Source organism: Bacillus sp. FSL R9-9492, from assembly GCF_038007365.1.
In the GTDB taxonomy this organism is placed as follows: Bacteria; Bacillota; Bacilli; order Bacillales; family Bacillaceae_G; genus Bacillus_A; species Bacillus_A mycoides.
The window spans coordinates 3,700,546-3,716,873 of the sequence record NZ_JBBOXC010000001.1; the positions used below are offsets into that span (position 1 = coordinate 3,700,546).

The window sequence follows — 16,328 nt, forward strand, 5'->3', positions numbered from 1 at the left end:
ATGTAAGCTTGGAAATCCAAGCTTACATTATTTTTTGCTTTCCCTTTTCTTATAAAAAGAGTATACTAGATTAGAACGTATGTTCTTAATAATTACATACAGTAAGGAGATAGAACAATGGTATACGACACAAAAGCAATTTCTTGGAATGCATCTTTAAAACAACTTCAACGCCGCTATACAAACAAACAAGTTGACCGAAAAGAATTTGAAGATATTGAACTGATGGAATTCTTCCGCGATAACGACTACATTCCTTTACCTACACATATAAGCGGCCTATCAACAACACGTTTTACTTCTTACTCTATTTTCACAACTGAAGATAAAGATCGTAAAGTTGGCACACTCATCATTGAATATGTAGAAAATGACAATGATATTTTATGTGTTGAACAACTATACTTCGTTTAAATCACAACGCTTGGTCAAAATGATCAAGCGTTCTTGCTTTCTATGAATCTCATTGCTTATAATATAAATAAAATACAAAATATTGCTTTCGTTAAAGGAGGGCATACAATTGCTTGAAGGATGGTTTAGTTGGTTTATAGTCGTTTGGACTGTTGTATTATTAGGGCTTATGTCCATTGGTGGGTATTTCATGTTCAGAAAATTCCTAAAACGGTTACCAAAAGAAGACGGTATGTCCATTTTGGATTGGGAAGATCACTATATTAATAAAACAAGACACTTATGGGCTGACGAACAAAAACAATTGTTAGAAGAACTAGTAAGTCCCGTTCCGGAATTATTTCGCGATGTTGCTAAGTCAAAAATTGCTGGTAAAATTGGGGAACTTGCACTACAAGACAATGCCTCTCAAATTACACAAGATTTAATTATTAAAGGATATATTATTGCCACACCAAAGCGTGATCATAAATTTTTAGTTAAAAAACTACAAGAAAAAAAGATTGATTATTCTCATTATCAATCTTTACTAACAAAATACCCTTCGTAAAAAAAGATTGCTATTTTATAGCAATCTTTTTTATAAGCTCAACTTACAGTTACTGATTTTGTAGCAATTAATCTCGCTTTCGCTAAATCTATCTGTAACCCTACAGCACTCGTATAAATCGTATCACCAGTACCTGTAATATTTACAGAGATATATGTTGTATTCGCAGCAATTCATCCTGTTGCATTTATATTTGCAATATTAGATTCGGCTCAAGACACTTAAGCTAAGCGAAATTTCGTCATTAACATTCCACTTTCATGTTGTATCAGTACCATCAAGTAGAGTAATTGTTAATGAAGGAACGTCTCCTATACGATCCAACCTAATCTAACTTAGCCACCAATTACCGGTGATAAAACTTCAAACCAAATAGTATTCCTTATATCGGTCCATTCATAACGTCAAACTTAAATTGCTTCTTCGATGGTCGACAATTTATACATCACAACTAGAATTGAGGAAGTTACCTTTCAGTGATTAACAAAAAACAACGTCTAATCAGACGTTGTTTCTTTATACATATAACACTCTTTACGTTAACTTCATATCTTTTTCATTATAAAAACCGTCTTCTTTTTCCATTTCCTTCTGTAATTTCGTAAAGGAACGGTACATTGCAATTCTCCATGAAACGATCATTGCAAACGCAAGTAAGAAGAACATGCCACTAAGTTGTCCTAAATCAAGAGATTGGCTTAAGTATGTTTTAAATACAATCCGCACGACAAGTAATCCAATTAGTATAAAAACAAATGCTTTTGAACGCTTCAAATAAATCTCTTGTCCTCTAATTTCAAATTTAGATGTTTTAATAAGAAAAATAGAGAAAAACAAACCTACGCCAATTGCTTCTAACATTTCTGCTGGAGTTAATCGAAATTCAGGAAAAACAAACATCAACGCTCCCGTGCTCATAAAAAATGGGGGAAGTATAATTTTTTTCAATGTTGCAGGTTTCTTAGCTGCTTTTAAACGAATAAACATCGCACCGACAGCCATACAAACAGCAACGATACTTGATAACAGAACTATGTTCATATTTTCTCATCCTTTTTTGTGGCTATATGCAAAATATAATTTTATTATATGCTTTTCCGTTAGTATTTCCAACATTTTCACAGAATAATACTAAAAACCGGTAAAACCACCAAATAAACTTGAGAAATATACGATAATTTTCGTCATCCAGTTAAAATATAGGAAGATACCCATGACAATCATAACGTATCCTCCAATCTTCATGAATTTCATACTATTTCTTTTAATCCAAGACATTTTCGTAATAAAGAATGAAAGTACGAAAAACGGGATAGCAAACCCAAGTATGTATGCTATCATATAAATCATTGCTGATTCTGGATTTGTTGCTGCTAATCCAATGACAGACACTAAAATAGGTCCAGTACAAGGCGTCCACCCTGCAGCAAAGGCCAACCCAATTAGAACGGATCCAAAATAGCCACTCGGACGATTTTTAAACGTAAATTTACGGTCTTGCATTAAAAACTTCGGTTTAAACACACCGACAATAATAAGACCGAACACGATGATAAATATACCACCTAACTGTCTAATTAAATCTTTATAATTTGTAAAGATGCCTCCAATAAAACTTGTACCAAATCCAATTGCAATAAAAATAATTGAAAAACCAAGTAAGAAAAACGCTGTATGTATCATACTTCTTTTGCGAAGCATTGCATTTTCTTCTTTCAATTCAGAAACCGACATACCTGTTATGTATGATAAAAATGCCGGATAAAGCGGTAAGCAACATGGGGATATAAATGATAAGAACCCAGCTCCAAACGCTAAAAAAATACTAATATCTTGCATTATTCCACTCCTCTCCTCTTCAATATTGTAGCAAAAACAATTGAAAATACTATGGACATTTCATGAATTCACTTTTCCAACATGACAATAAGAAAAACTACCCTTTCACACACTTTCTAATAAAACGTTTTCATTCCCTTCTATTATATAGAAAAATCTCAATTGAATTATGAAACTCTTTCTAATTGTTACTAACATAACAAAGGTTCCACAGTTTCTCAAATGATTAGCACATTACAATTGACTTCACACCTATTGGCCTTAAAATTTTTTTTCAAATGCTGTCTTTATACAACATAAAGCTGATTTTACAATACTTTAATTATTATTAATTTCAAGATTATGCATAAATATCATACTTTTATTATTATTCTATAAAATTTCGCACTTTTCTTTCATTTGACCCTTCATTTTTAATTTTGTATACTTCCCTCTAGTTATATATGTCCGTTACGGAACAATTTCATATAGATGGGAGGAATTTTTCATGCTTCGTTATTCTCTTTTAGTTTTATTAGGAGCGTGTAGTTATGGGGTTTTAGCTATTTTTGTTAAACTTGCATATGCAGAAGGGTTTTCACTTGGAGAGGTAATTGGTAGCCAGTATTTGTTCGGTTGGATTATTTTACTTGCTATTACACTTCTATTTTCTAGACATCGTGTTCCACTAAAACAAATGTTAATTTTATTCGTTGCAGGAACGTCTGCAAGTTTTACTGGAATTTTTTATTACGCTTCTTTAAAAACTGTACCAGCTTCTATTGCAATTATACTTTTATTCCAGTTCGTTTGGGTTGGGATTATCATTGAAGCAGTCGCAACAAAAACATTACCTTCCAGAGAAAAAGTTATTTCAGTAATCTTCTTACTTGCAGGTACATTTTTATCAAGTGGGTTATTAGAAACATCAGCTGGTGATTTCGATACGACTGGAATCATTTTAGGCTTATTATCTGCTGTTACATTTGCAACATACATTTTCGTAAGTGGGAAAGTTGCCGTTGAAGTACCTTCATTAACACGCGGTGTCCTTTTAATGGCTGGCGCTTTAACTTTAGTCATGATCGTATTCCCGCCAACATTTATTTTTAACGGGGCGATCTCTCAAGGCCTTTGGAAATACGGCTTAGGATTAGGAATATTTAGTATCGTTATTCCGTCCATTGCCTTTACAATTGGCATTCCAAAAATCGGTTCTGGATTAGCAACTATTCTTGGTGCAGCAGAACTGCCAGTTACAACAATTATGTCTGTATTCGTTTTAAAAGAAGCTGTGCTATCTTCACAATGGATCGGTGTATCACTTATTTTAATCGGTATCGCAATTCCGCAAATTGCATACGCAATGCGTGGACGTTATAAAAAACAGCATACTCATAAAAAAGTTGCCGCATAAAACGAGAGAGGATTTTCATTTGAGAATCCTCTCTTTTATTATTGTATAATTAATACAAATACTTCACTTAAGAAAGAGGGCATAATAAGTGGCATCTATTCCTGATCAATTAACAGAAAAACTTATTTCCATTCGTCGGCATTTACATGAAAATCCAGAACTATCATACGAAGAATTTGAAACGACAAAAGCGATAAAAAATTGGTTAGACGAGGCCAATATCACTATTATTGATTCCAATTTAGAAACAGGAGTTATCGCTGAAATTTCTGGTAATAAAAAAGGACCGGTTGTAGCGCTTCGTGCTGATATCGATGCCCTTCCTATCCAGGAAGAAACAGACCTTCCATACACTTCAAAAATACAAGGTAAAATGCATGCTTGTGGGCATGATTTTCATACAGCTGCTATTATTGGTGCAGCCTATTTATTAAAGGAAAAAGAATCTTCTCTTAACGGAACTGTCCGCCTTATATTCCAGCCAGCTGAAGAAAGTAGTAATGGCGCTTGCAAAGTTATTGAAGCTGGGCATTTACGTGGCGTGCAAGCTATTTTCGGTATGCATAATAAACCTGATTTACCAGTAGGTACAATCGGTATTAAAGATGGGCCACTAATGGCCGGAGTTGATCGATTTGAAATTGAAATCCATGGTGTTGGTACACATGCAGCTGTGCCTGATGCCGGCGTCGATCCTATCGTTGCATCATCTCAAATCGTTATGGCACTTCAAACGATTGTAAGCCGAAATATTAGTTCTTCTCATAACGCTGTCGTAAGTGTAACAAACATTCATTCAGGGAATACGTGGAACGTTATTCCCGAAAAAGCAATATTAGAAGGAACTGTCCGTACATTCCAAGCTGAAACACGTGAAAAGATTCCGGCATTAATGAAACGTATCATTAAAGGCGTTTCTGATGCACTAGGTGTAAAAACAGAATTTCGATTTTACCCAGGTCCTCCTGCTGTTCAAAACGATAAAGTACTCACTGATTTTTCTATTCATATTGCAGAGAAAATGAATCTAAACGTTATCTCTCCTACACCATCAATGGCAGGAGAAGACTTTTCTTTTTACCAACAAGAAATACCAGGTTCATTCGTCTTTATGGGAACAAGTGGTACACATGAATGGCATCATCCAGCTTTTACAGTAGATGAAAAAGCATTGCCTATTAGCGCAGAGTATTTCGCCCTATTAGCCGAAGAAGCTATTCATCAATTATTACAAACAAAAGGCCGTTAAGTTACCCTTAACGGCTTTTGCTTATGCTGTTAAATCTCGTTTTATAAATACAGTATAGGAAACCCCTAAAAATACAGCTAAGTATAGAAGAAGCATACAAGAAGCAAATGGGAATGTTACTCCATCAATAAAGCTTCCACCCTTTAAAAGCCCATATAAATCTGTATTCGCTGGTAATAAATATTTCGCCCATTCATATCTTGCTGCCGGAATTAGCGCTATTCCCCCTGATAATGCAAGAAATAAAGAAATCCCGATTGCACCTCCGCTCGATCTCGTTAAAACGGAAATCATAAAGGCAAATGCAGCATACACAAGAGTTGGTAACCAAGATAAAATATAATATTTACTTGCTTCTACGAAAATATTTTGTTTTATTATATTTCCATTTTGAACGACAAATTCAGCCCAAGCTGGTTGTTGGAATTTATAAATAATCAACCCGCATAATACGGAAAAAATCATATTAAATATAAATAATAATGCCGCAAATATAACGATTGCCAAAAACTTAGATGTTAAAATTTTAAATCGGCTCGCTGGACGAATTGTTAAAAATTTATATGTTCCCCAGCTATATTCATTCGCAAAAATCGTACTCGCATATACGAGAATAAACGGAAGTAAAATTGGAAATACGATAAAACCTGTATCTCTCATAAATGAAAGCGGAGAACTACTTGCTGGCGCTGTATTCGTATCTAAATGCTTCATTTTAAGCTGGTATTCCTTTACAAGCTCGTCTCCTGACTTTTCTGTTAAAATATCCTCTTTTTTCATGCCGAGCTTTTTCTCAATTTCTACAGTGCGTTCTGTATAATCCGCTTTCCACCCTTTTGTTTCTGGCTCTAAATATTTTACCGTAACCCATCCTAATCCAATAATTAATACCGCAATAACTGCAAAAGGAATAATCGTTCGCTTTCGCTTAAATATTTTATACAGCTCGTTATAAACTAAATTAAACAATATCTTTTCCTCCTGTTAATTCTAAAAACTGCTCTTCTAGCGTTTTTCTTTCTTCATATACACGATAAACTTGAATGTTTTTCTCCATCAATGTACGAAGAATATTTGGAACTTCTTCATCTTTCACGTTTATAATTAATTCGTTTTCTTTTACTAAAACATCGTATTCTAAAACCTCTGCCGCTTTATTCGCATCATCTACACGTATATGTATTTCTTCTGTTTCTTCCTTTTTATCACTTTGAATATTTTGTGTTGCGACATATTCTCCATGCTGAATAATAATAACCCTGTCACACATTAATTCAACTTCTGAGAGTAAGTGACTAGAAACAAGAACAGCTTTTCCTTGTTCATGCGCAATTTTCTTTATGTACATCCGCATTTCATGTATACCACTAGGATCTAATCCGTTCGTCGGTTCGTCTAGTATTAATACATCTGGATTATGTATAAGTGCCTGAGCAATTCCTAAACGCTGTCTCATACCGAGTGAATATGCTTTTACTTTACGGTCAATTACTTGTCCCATTCCTAACAATTGCACTACTTCATCGATACGCTCTTCAGTCACATTCCCATTCATTCGTCCGAAATATGTTAAATTTTCATAGCCGCTTAAGAAAGGATAAAATTCTGGTGTCTCAATTACAGCACCAATTTTCGCAGCAGTTTTTTCAAATTGCTGTTTTACAGATTGACCATCAATCCATACTTCTCCTTCTGTCATACGAATCATTCCGACCATCATTCGCATTAATGTCGTTTTTCCAGCACCATTTGGTCCTAATAAGCCAACTACTTCACCTTTTTTCACTTCAAAACTAATATTTTCTACTAACGTCTTTGAACCAATTCGCTTTGTTAATCGATCAACTTTTACGATCGCTTGCTCATTTATCATTCCATACAACCTTTCTTCTTAACTCTTTTTTTCAGTTCTTCCCACTGTATCATGATTAATAACATGTGTAAAATGAAGAAAAAGCCATGATTTCTCATGCCTTTCTCCTCGTTTCATATGACTTTTCACCCTTTAACCTTTGTGTAAACCTACAACATTGCCACATTGATATTATAATGACAGTTATCATAACAACTGCTGTTATCACTACCGCATACATCGTAATCGGTGCATTGGTTATCCCTTGGATTCCTACTGCTTTCATAAAAATAATAATAAATAATTTCAAAAATAACATACCATGAATTAATCCGAAAACAAAAGCTCCTCCGTAAGTTAATAATTGCTCCTGACATAATAAACATAACATTTCTTTTCTTGTCATCTTCACTACTTCATACGATTTAAACTCCTCTCTTCTTACCTGTAAAAGAGAGGTTGTCATTTTATATGTAACGAAAATACACACAAAAACTATAAATAGAAACATAGCATAAAACCACTTTACAAACATAGGTGTATATTCCGCTTTACTTATTACAGCTTCATTAAATCGGAATGATATCATAAAAAAACAAATCATTGTATTCATAGCAATCCACATAAATTGTTTTAACCTTTGGGCAGCAAATGTTTGTATATTTTTTCTCGCTAACCGAAATAAAGACATAATTTCCCCCTACCTTGCTTCATAACATACGCATTCTATACTACTAGTGTATAAAAATATGACATTTTAAACATCGCACTTCAATCGGAATCTTTACTAAGCCTTTAGTCCTAGAAACCAAGCATATTTACCTCTTTAGCATTGAATAAAAAACAAAAAACGGAAATGCACTTTAGTTACATTTCCGTTTTTTGTTTAACGAGGTGAATCTTTATATAACTTAATTATCATGACTGCCTTGTAACTTCATCAACTATTCAGCCTTCGCATCTTCCACTTCAATCCTTTTTTTCTCTCTTGCAATTTTCAAAAACTCTAACAACTCTGGATTGTTATTCATTTTTTTATAAGCCACTGACATTTCTGCAACAAAATTAGAATCACATAACTCTTTATATACAACTTCTGTTCTATACAATTTATTTGCGGATACAGGTATTACCGTAATTCCAATACCTGCCGCTACAAGCCCCATAACAGTTTGATACTCCGTTGCTTCTTGTACAATGTGCGGACTAAAACCTACATCACGGCAAAGCGATAAAATTGTATCATATAACGCTGGCCATACTGGTCTCGTAATAAATACGAACGGTTCATCCCTTAAATCTTCGATATGTATTTCGTCCTTTTCAGCAAGAGGATGTGCCTTCGGTAAACATAACGTACATGAAAGTTTTTGAATTGGTTCTAACTCAAGTAATTGCGTTGGAATTGGCGGACGTAAAAATCCAATATCAATTCGATTATCATGAAGTGCATGCACCTGATCCGGTGTGGACAATTCATGTAATGCTACAGAAACTCTCGGAAATTTCTTTCTATACTCTCTGACGATTGACGGTAAAATATCATATATCGCCGCACCTACAAAACCAATTGAAAGTGATCCAACTTCTCCCCTTTGAGCACTTTGTGCGACTTCTACTGCTTTTTCAATTTGTTCAAACGCTTTTTTTACTTCTTTTAAAAACATTTCTCCTGCTTCTGTTAATTCAACCTTTCTCTTCGTTCTTGAAAATAACATAACTCCCATTTCTTTTTCTAATTGCTGAATTTGTTGACTAAGCGGTGGTTGTGTCATTTGTAAACGAGCAGCTGCTCGTCCAAAGTGTAATTCCTCTGCCACTACAACAAAATATTGCAAATGCCGTAATTCCATTTTGGACACCCTTTTCACTTTCGATTAATACATCTAATATATTAATAACATATAATTTATATATTAGACAAATATTTCGAATGAACGTATAGTAGAAATTGTTAATTCTTTTTTACAATTTTTATGTAAAAAACAAAGAGGTGGTTACTGTATGAAATGGTGGAAGTTAAGCGGACAAATTTTATTATTATTTTGTTTCGCTTGGACAGGTGAATGGATTGCAAAACAGGCACACCTCCCAGTTCCAGGAAGTATAATCGGTATTTTTTTATTGTTAATCTCATTAAAATTTAATATAGTGAAAAAAGAATGGATACAAGACGGTGCAGACTTTTTATTAAAAGAACTTATTTTATTTTTCATCCCTTCTGCAGTCGCTGTCATTCGTTACAAAGATACATTATCACAGTATGGAATCGATCTCATTTTAATTATCGTGATTAGTACACTTTGTGTCACTCTCGTAACAGGACTTTTAACAGAATTGCTATTAAAGCGGAAAGGATCAACACAATGATCGGCTTTCTTTGTTTACTATTAACACTATTCACATATTGGGTATCTAAAAAAATGTATCAACGCTGGAATTGGAGTTTGCTTTCTCCCCTTCTTGTATGCCCAATCATTTTAATCGCTTTATTACTTGGATTAGATACACCATACGAAACCTACGAATCTGGTAGTCATTGGCTAACAGAATTATTAAAACCTGCAACAGTTGCTTTCGCGTGGCCAATCTATAAACATTTTGATCTATTAAAAAAACACGGCACTGCTATTTTAATTAATGTCATTGTCGGTTCTTTTCTATCTGTTATTACTTCCGCACTACTAGCTAATTTTTTTCAAATTGACTCTACAATAGAACAAAGTTTAGCACCGCACATTGTAACAACACCTATTGCAATGGCTATTTCAGAAATGATTGGCGGCATGTCACAATTAACAGCAGTTTTCGTTGTATTAACTGCCTTAACTGGAGCATTACTCGGTCCTACACTCATACGCATATGCCGTATTAAAACAGCGCTCGCAAAAGGTATAATGCTAGGTACTAGCGCGAATGGAACCGGAACATCAAAAGCATTTGAAATCGGCCCTGTAGAAGGTACAATTGCAAGTTTATCAATGCTTTTAACAGCTGGAGCTAGTTTAGTTATCGTTCCACTTTTCTTATCGTGGATACACTAAAAAAGCAAGTATCTACACACTTGCTTTTTTATTTATATATCGGTATATTAGCTCGTAATCCTCCGGAAAAGCTAACGATAATTTTCCAACTTCATGTATCCCTTTCCAATCAATCTCATGTATTAACTCATCCGGATCTTGGATTTTCATATTACCGCCTATTTTTTTAACAAAGTAATAATGAACATACACCGGAATCCCATATGTAATACCTTCTTTTTCGTATATTTTATTTACAACCTCCACATTGTAACCTGTTTCTTCCCAAACTTCCCTGATACAACATTCTTCTAGTGTTTCTCCCTTTTCAAGTCCTCCACTTGGGACAGACCATCTTTTTTCTTCCCCTTCTTTTCCTTGCAATACCATTAAAATTTCATTTCTTTCATTCATACAAATAGCTGCCGTACCTATCCATCTCTCCATATACATCCCTCCCCTACTAAAATTCGTCTTCTTTTTTATTTCCCCTTTGAAAAAAGAGGAAATAAGTAAAAAGATGCCGAAAGTTTACATCAACTTCATGAGCAGTCCCTTCTTAGAAATTCAAACCGGAAGGATGAAATTATGATTTCTAAATATGTTGTGGAATGTGTTTTTTGTGAAGAAAACCGAAAACCTCGGCAAGCCATTGTCACAGTGCCTGCTACTTCTCAGCTACTAGCCATTCAAAAAGTACGAGCTGAATGTAAACGTCGCTTCGGAAAAACTTTATTATTGCAAACAGAAATTAAAGAAGGCTTACTCATTGAACAAAAAGAAAGCTGACCATAAATTGGCCAGCTTTCTTATCCGATCATATTTTCACATGAAGATTAGGGGCATCCTCTTTAAGGATCGGGATTTACCCATTATGTGCGTTCCATAATGGTCATCGAACAATATATTTCTATACAATAAACTATTGAATAGAATAGGGCAAAACTTGTTCGCATTTTTAGAAAAGGGATAGGGATATAATTCAAGTAATACTTCGAATACTCGAACTTTATACTCATTATATTAAAGCAAATCCTTTTATATGAGAAATATGAATTACTTACATAATTCATTCGTAAAATATATTAATAGATTTCTATATATTCTCTTTAATCTACTAACAACATACATCCAGCTAATATTGGTGTCATAATCATCGAAAACCTTAGAAGCATGCGAGGTGCATAATTTGTAAACTTAGCTCCTATATATGCTCCTAACATTGTCCCGATTAAAACTTGTACTAATAATACATAATCTAAATACCCTTCCGAACTATATCCAAACCCACCTCCAATTGCGATTGGTAATATAACGAGCATTGTCGTCCCTACAGATTGACGGATTGTTAAACCTAATAGAACCATTAATCCGAGTTGGATAAAAGGTGCTGAGCCAATACCAAATGCACCTGCTAAAATTCCAGTCACCAATCCGAGGAATATACATTTAATCACGTTATCTTTCGAAAGTTCTTTATGCCCTTTTAAAGACGACTGTGATCTTTTTTGAAACATAATCAACCGAATAAACATAAAAATTGCCGATAAAAATAACATACCAGCTGTAAACCAATGCAACAGATGTGCTGGTATTAACGAACCAAACTTTGAACCAATATAGGATCCAAACGCGCCAAATCCCCCAACAACTCCGCCTATTACAAGCACAACATTCCCTTCTCGGTAATGACTTACTACTCCAGATAATGTCGTAAATGCCATCGCAGTTAAAGATGTTGCAAGAGCAACATGAATAGGGATATGGAATACTAGAGTGAGTATCGCGATGATAAATCCTGCTCCCCCTGCTCCGACAAATCCTAATAAAACTCCCATTAATAACATTGTTATAATAATTGCCACATAATTCCCCTCCAATATCCCAATTATCTATCATATACACACTTCTATACAAACAAAAAGCACCCTAAGCGGATGCTCTGACTACCTTTCTTTATTGATAATATGTACTTAATCTTGATTAATTAAAATAACAGCTGGACCAGAAACAACTACTCCGGCCACTTCTATCTTTTCAAATTCCATCACTGTAATAGATATAACCCCTTCTCTTTCCATCAATTCCTTACTCAGGACTTCAGTCGGTATTGATTTCACCGTCCTACCTCCTTTTCATTTTATACAAAATTACAAAAAACTACCCAATGCATCTAAATATATGCATCACCTCCGCTTTCATTCCTTATTCCAGTCAAAATTCACATCCCCTTTCTATAACATATTGAAAAATAAAAAAGCACTCGCCAAAGCGAATGCCTTTCCATTATTTACTCTCTATTACTTTTAACATTCTATTAATAAATGCTGCCGATTCCCCACGTGTTGCAGAACCTTTTGGCATAAACTCATTATTCTCATTCCCTTTTACAATACCTAACCCATAAACACGTTGAACCGCCTGTTTATCATACGCTAAATTTTGATCCGTAAATGGTAATGAAACTAAATTACCTTTTATATTTTTGTATTGCAATGCACGATCAATCATAATAACAGCTTCATCACGTTTAATCGTATCATTCGGAGCAAATATATCATTTCCTCGTCCACTTATAATCCCAGCACTAGCTGCACGATTAATACCATCTACTAACGATGGATGGGCTGTGCTTAAATCTTTGAAATTCGATTTCCCCTCTGGTAATTGCAATGATCTTGAAACTAAATTCGCAAATTCACCACGTGTTACAAGACGTTCTGGCCAGTAAGAACCCTTCCCGTCTCCAACCATAATACCTCTTTTATCTAATTCACGAATATCTGCTTCATACCAACCGCCAGTTATATCATCTTTATGATTCGCATCATAATAAGCTTTCGTTCCCTGTAAAAATGGCTCCCACGCATTATTCCTTATCATAATGGCCGGACAATTCTTTCCGCTCCAAAATTGATGTTTTTTCACATTTTCTAAAGGAATATTTAATTCCCCCATTAAATAGGCTGCTAGTTTGCGAGCATTTTCCACAGCTTTATTATAATCACCATCTTGATTGACAGCAATTTCAATTGCAATTGATTCTCTGTTACCGGTTCCTTCTGATCCATCTCCAGCATGCCAACCATTTTCATTTAATGGTAGATGTTGATAAATTTCTTTATCATCTACTGTAAAATGCCAAGATGCTGAACGATCAGTCGTTCCTGTTGCTTGGCTGTATAAATATTGTGCATGGTTTCTAGCATTTGCTCCAACACTATAATTATCTGTCTCATGAATTGTAATGTATTTTGGTTTCATCGCATAACCTGGACGAATATTTTCATTACCTGTTGGTACAATCATTTCCTTTAATGGTACACCGTAAATATCCGTTGTTTTCTCTTCTATTGGTGCAGTATACATAACCGCTGCACGTTTCGTACGAGTTGGAGTTGTGCTTTGAATAAGAGATGCTTTTGTACCCTCAAATTTTGCTGAAGGTGAATAAATCCATTTCACCTCATTATCTATTTGGACTTGGAACCACTCTCCAACTTGTCCAATTGCAATAATTGTTTGCGGTTGTAACACTTTCTCGTCTTTATATGAATTAAATGGTGCGGAATATGTAGCTGTCTCTTCATTAATTACTAATTTTTCGTTTGCCAAGTGATAAACTTCCTTAACCTCTACATTTCCTTCACTACTTTGTATCCACCCAGCTCCAGATTCTGTTTGTATATAGTAAGCGTTTCCTTTTTGTTTTTCGGCTTTCACTACTTGATTAGAAAGCTGAACACCTGTCGCTTTTTGTAACTCAGCAGAATCAAATAAAGATGCTGAACCTATTATATGTACAAAAAAATCTCCTTGTACTTCATTTGTTATTCCTTTGCTCTCTCCACGTCCATCTTCATCTTTCATATGGCTTTCAATACTTTTTAATGCTTGCTCGTCTGTTGAAATTGTTACGGTCTTTTCTACTGTGTCTGCATAGGAAAAACTTGGAATCGTTACCATACTAAATACAATTGATGCAGCTAAAACATTATAAAATTCTTTTTTCATACTAATTATTTAACACGTTTATATCTTAATTCGTGTTAACTTCCCTCCCTAATCTAAAATATTTAAGGCTATCTAGCAGACTTCTAAACTAAATAACCCTTTACAATATAACAAACTCTATCTCATTCGTATAGATAGGAATGACTACTATTTGCCTACTTTTTCTATATTGGAATATAGAAAAGAAGCTATAAAAGATATAGCTTCTCCTCTCACTATTTCAATCTCGTTGTACCTTATACTCTATAACTCTACCATCTTTATCAAATTGCAAAACAAGACATTCACTATCTATAGGAATGAAACCACGTTCATTCCCAAGATAGTACAAAGTAGTAATTCCCTCTGCCCAACTTCTCGTTTTCATAGGGGTCCCTAACAATTTTGTAATTTCCTCGTTTGATTTCCCTATCAATTTATGCTCCTGTAATAGGTCATCTACCATATGTACTCGTTTTTCTTCATAATTTAACCACCGATCCTGATTAAAATTTGAAGTGTATTTATTTATACTTAATTGTACGGTGCATACTAGCAATGGAATGAAACCCACCATCATTATAGTGAACAGTTGTTTCTTACCTTTATCACGTCTTGCCGAAACATGTAAGATAGACTTTTGAATAATAACTAATAAAATAAAAGGCATTACTACCACCAAAATACTCATTACACTCAATGGCACATGAACCATATCTATAACAAAGATAAACACAAGATACATTAATATATACAAACAAAAATAAATGTACAATATTCCCCACAATATAGAGCTTTTACCTTTCTCCACCTAACGCACCTCGCTATTTACACACTTCAAGCCTTGCTCTGCTAATTAAAGTTTCATTTCGAAACATAATTCATCTGACCAATCATATCTCTAATCTTTCTTAGTTCTTGTGCTGTATATATTACTTTACTTGTTAAAACTTCATTTCTGAAAAACGTTACAATTTGCTCTCTATCTTTAAATCTCGGCAATTCTTCATTAGAAAGATCAATAACTTCTTTTCCACTCTCATTTTCAAAATATACAATTGGTTTTACTTTTTCCTTTACAATATCTACTTGCATTTCTTCCAAACAATTATATAAAGTTTGAGATAGAATTTTCGCTTTATACGCTGGATTCCCTTCATTTCTTACTTGCAAAGTTAATGAAGTTCCATCCGTAATAAATTCAAATGTCTCTTCTTTTTCAATTTCATGTTGATACTTACCAATTTCCTCAATCATAAATGAATATATACCCGCATTTTCTTTCGTTAAGCCATGGATTAATTTCCCTGTACATTCTTTCGTCTCAAGTAGATAAATACCAGTTTTACATAAGATAAGGTGATGAATTCGATTATCATTTATGTCACGCTTATCTCTATATTTATTGCGTATCATAAAAACGTTCGGTATAATATGAAACTCTTCTTCTAATATTATTCCTTGCTCAACGAAACCTCGCTTCATATAATGTAATATTTCATGCGCATTCACTTCAGCACCATTTTTGGTATATTCTCGTAAATCCGCAATTAAATTTTGAAACATATGTATTTCACTACTATGCTTATCTTGCATTTCACTACGTTCTTTACTATGTTGAACAGCCAATTGATTTTTCATCATACGCATATTTTCAAGTTCTCTAGCTGTATTCACTTGTAAATCATTATATTTTTTCTGTTCCATATTCTTTAAAGTATCCTGTTGTTCTTTATGCCCTGTAATCGTAGCTGCAATCTCATTTTCATACGTTTCAATCGCTTGTTTCTTTTCAAACTCTACTTGCTGACTCTCTGATTCTAACTGTTTATTTTTATAAAACAGTACAAACACTACAGCTAATAATATTAAAATCCCACCTATTAGCACATACTCCATATTATTACTCCTTTATTTCATTTCCGATTATTTTTAAACATATATCAATTACATTATACTATGTTATCAATATATACTTTGTAAAAATTATATATTTTTCATAAAAGGCACCT

General features: G+C 34.0%; 19 protein-coding genes. 7 read left to right on the top strand and 12 right to left on the bottom strand.

What is annotated here, in order from left to right; all coding sequences use genetic code 11:
• Positions 1 to 117 precede the first annotated feature (117 nt).
• Both MKY70_RS18790 and MKY70_RS18795 read left to right on the top strand, forming a co-directional pair.
• Positions 118 to 414, top strand: coding sequence for a hypothetical protein (locus MKY70_RS18790; protein ID WP_002033506.1), 297 nt, complete (start codon positions 118 to 120; stop codon positions 412 to 414).
• Positions 415 to 523: 109 nt separating this feature from the next.
• Positions 524 to 964: a DUF2621 domain-containing protein gene (locus tag MKY70_RS18795; RefSeq protein WP_341025511.1), complete on the top strand. Its 441-nt coding sequence runs from the start codon at positions 524 to 526 to the stop codon at positions 962 to 964.
• A 534-nt stretch (positions 965 to 1,498) separates the two neighbouring features.
• Here MKY70_RS18795 and MKY70_RS18800 read toward each other — a convergent pair.
• Together MKY70_RS18800 and ccdA are read right to left on the bottom strand one after the other, a co-directional pair.
• A complete protein-coding gene (locus MKY70_RS18800) occupies positions 1,499 to 2,005 on the bottom strand; it encodes a CcdC family protein (protein ID WP_002014224.1) in 507 nt (168 codons plus the stop codon).
• 90 nt (positions 2,006 to 2,095) lie between these two features.
• Positions 2,096 to 2,803 (bottom strand): cytochrome c-type biogenesis protein CcdA, encoded by a 708-nt coding sequence (gene ccdA, locus MKY70_RS18805; protein ID WP_001152684.1) that lies wholly within the window; start codon positions 2,801 to 2,803, stop codon positions 2,096 to 2,098.
• A gap of 487 nt (positions 2,804 to 3,290) precedes the next feature.
• Between ccdA and MKY70_RS18810 the strand changes: the two genes are divergently transcribed.
• Positions 3,291 to 4,199: an EamA family transporter gene (locus MKY70_RS18810; RefSeq protein WP_002033502.1), complete on the top strand. Its 909-nt coding sequence runs from the start codon at positions 3,291 to 3,293 to the stop codon at positions 4,197 to 4,199.
• Between the two features lie 88 nt (positions 4,200 to 4,287).
• Positions 4,288 to 5,448 carry a M20 peptidase aminoacylase family protein gene (locus MKY70_RS18815; protein ID WP_088031085.1) on the top strand — a complete coding sequence of 387 codons (1,161 nt, stop codon included), beginning with the start codon at positions 4,288 to 4,290 and terminating at the stop codon, positions 5,446 to 5,448.
• Positions 5,449 to 5,469: 21 nt separating this feature from the next.
• Here the strand turns inward: MKY70_RS18815 and MKY70_RS18820 are convergent, their stop codons facing one another.
• From MKY70_RS18820 to alsR, 4 genes are all read right to left on the bottom strand, one after another.
• Entirely contained in the window at positions 5,470 to 6,417 is a 948-nt protein-coding gene (locus MKY70_RS18820) for an ABC transporter permease (protein ID WP_002128553.1), read from the bottom strand.
• Positions 6,410 to 7,321 (bottom strand): ABC transporter ATP-binding protein, encoded by a 912-nt coding sequence (locus MKY70_RS18825; RefSeq protein WP_002014392.1) that lies wholly within the window; start codon positions 7,319 to 7,321, stop codon positions 6,410 to 6,412. The genes MKY70_RS18820 and MKY70_RS18825 overlap by 8 nt, the downstream gene beginning before the upstream one ends.
• A 94-nt stretch (positions 7,322 to 7,415) precedes the next feature.
• A complete protein-coding gene (locus MKY70_RS18830) occupies positions 7,416 to 7,991 on the bottom strand; it encodes an FtsX-like permease family protein (RefSeq protein ID WP_341025513.1) in 576 nt (191 codons plus the stop codon).
• Between the two features lie 253 nt (positions 7,992 to 8,244).
• Positions 8,245 to 9,153 carry an acetoin biosynthesis transcriptional regulator AlsR gene (gene alsR, locus MKY70_RS18835; RefSeq protein WP_002128558.1) on the bottom strand — a complete coding sequence of 303 codons (909 nt, stop codon included), beginning with the start codon at positions 9,151 to 9,153 and terminating at the stop codon, positions 8,245 to 8,247.
• 151 nt (positions 9,154 to 9,304) lie between these two features.
• Between alsR and MKY70_RS18840 the strand changes: the two genes are divergently transcribed.
• Entirely contained in the window at positions 9,305 to 9,670 is a 366-nt protein-coding gene (locus MKY70_RS18840; protein WP_000872360.1) for a CidA/LrgA family holin-like protein, read from the top strand.
• The gene (locus MKY70_RS18845) at positions 9,667 to 10,344 is read left to right on the top strand and encodes an LrgB family protein (protein ID WP_002087870.1); all 678 of its coding nucleotides are present in this window, start codon (positions 9,667 to 9,669) and stop codon (positions 10,342 to 10,344) included. The genes MKY70_RS18840 and MKY70_RS18845 overlap by 4 nt, the downstream gene beginning before the upstream one ends.
• 12 nt (positions 10,345 to 10,356) lie before the next feature.
• Here the strand turns inward: MKY70_RS18845 and MKY70_RS18850 are convergent, their stop codons facing one another.
• Positions 10,357 to 10,770 carry an NUDIX hydrolase gene (locus MKY70_RS18850; RefSeq protein WP_002142750.1) on the bottom strand — a complete coding sequence of 138 codons (414 nt, stop codon included), beginning with the start codon at positions 10,768 to 10,770 and terminating at the stop codon, positions 10,357 to 10,359.
• 141 nt (positions 10,771 to 10,911) lie between these two features.
• Here MKY70_RS18850 and MKY70_RS18855 point away from each other — a divergent pair, with 141 nt between their 5' ends.
• Positions 10,912 to 11,112, top strand: a complete 201-nt coding sequence (locus MKY70_RS18855) for a DUF3903 domain-containing protein (RefSeq protein ID WP_002014403.1) — start codon at positions 10,912 to 10,914, stop codon at positions 11,110 to 11,112.
• Positions 11,113 to 11,432: 320 nt separating this feature from the next.
• Here MKY70_RS18855 and MKY70_RS18860 read toward each other — a convergent pair whose 3' ends face one another.
• From MKY70_RS18860 to MKY70_RS18880, 5 genes are all read right to left on the bottom strand, one after another.
• Positions 11,433 to 12,188, bottom strand: coding sequence for a sulfite exporter TauE/SafE family protein (locus MKY70_RS18860; RefSeq protein WP_002128564.1), 756 nt, complete (start codon positions 12,186 to 12,188; stop codon positions 11,433 to 11,435).
• 108 nt (positions 12,189 to 12,296) lie between these two features.
• Complete coding sequence (locus tag MKY70_RS18865) at positions 12,297 to 12,443, bottom strand: BC1881 family protein (protein ID WP_002014405.1); 147 nt, start codon at positions 12,441 to 12,443, stop codon at positions 12,297 to 12,299.
• A 166-nt stretch (positions 12,444 to 12,609) separates the two neighbouring features.
• The gene (locus MKY70_RS18870) at positions 12,610 to 14,337 is read right to left on the bottom strand and encodes an S-layer homology domain-containing protein (protein ID WP_341025515.1); all 1,728 of its coding nucleotides are present in this window, start codon (positions 14,335 to 14,337) and stop codon (positions 12,610 to 12,612) included.
• A 220-nt stretch (positions 14,338 to 14,557) separates the two neighbouring features.
• A complete protein-coding gene (locus MKY70_RS18875) occupies positions 14,558 to 15,127 on the bottom strand; it encodes a hypothetical protein (protein WP_002128566.1) in 570 nt (189 codons plus the stop codon).
• Positions 15,128 to 15,180: 53 nt separating this feature from the next.
• Complete coding sequence (locus MKY70_RS18880; RefSeq protein ID WP_341025517.1) at positions 15,181 to 16,215, bottom strand: NERD domain-containing protein; 1,035 nt, start codon at positions 16,213 to 16,215, stop codon at positions 15,181 to 15,183.
• Between the last annotated feature and the right edge of the window lie 113 nt (positions 16,216 to 16,328).